The organism is Pseudomonas sp. HMSC076A11, assembly GCF_001810205.1.
In the GTDB taxonomy this organism is placed as follows: domain Bacteria; phylum Pseudomonadota; class Gammaproteobacteria; order Pseudomonadales; family Pseudomonadaceae; genus Pseudomonas; species Pseudomonas aeruginosa.
Map to the genome: position 1 here is coordinate 3593 of NZ_KV800255.1, position 607 is coordinate 4199.

At 62.4% G+C, this 607-nt stretch carries 2 protein-coding genes; both read left to right on the plus strand.

Annotated features, from left to right (window positions below; all coding sequences use genetic code 11):
• The coding region (locus HMPREF2716_RS29740; protein ID WP_023124542.1) for a cbb3-type cytochrome c oxidase subunit I at positions 1-379 on the plus strand (379 nt) is incomplete at its 5' end.
• Positions 380-393: 14 nt separating this feature from the next.
• A partial coding sequence (locus HMPREF2716_RS00520; protein WP_176439669.1) for a cbb3-type cytochrome c oxidase subunit II occupies positions 394-607 on the plus strand: 214 nt, incomplete at its 3' end.

Genomic DNA, 607 nt, shown 5'->3' on the forward strand with positions numbered 1-607 from the left:
CGCCCTCGGCTGGGTGGCGATGATCTCCATCGGCTCGCTCTACCACCTGATCCCGAAAGTCTTCGGTCGCCCGCAGATGCACAGCATCGGCCTGATCAACGCGCACTTCTGGCTGGCCACCATCGGCACCGTGCTGTACATCGCCTCGATGTGGGTCAACGGCATCACCCAGGGCCTGATGTGGCGCGCGGTCAACGAGGACGGCACCCTGACCTACTCCTTCGTTGAAGCACTGGTCGCAAGCCACCCGGGCTTCATCGTGCGCATGATCGGCGGTGGTTTCTTCCTCACCGGCATGCTGCTGATGGCCTACAACACCTGGCGCACCGTGCGTGCTGCCAAGCCGGCCGAATACGAAGCCGCCGCGCAGATCGCCTGAGGAGCCCGACGTAAATGAAGAACCACGAAATACTCGAGAAGAACGTCGGCCTGCTGGCCATCTTCATGGTGATCGCCGTCAGCATCGGCGGCCTGACCCAGATCGTTCCGCTGTTCTTCCAGGACGTGACCAATACCCCGGTCGAAGGCATGAAGCCGCGTACCGCCCTGGAACTGGAAGGTCGTGACATCTACATCCGCGAAGGCTGCGTCGGCTGCCACTCGCAGA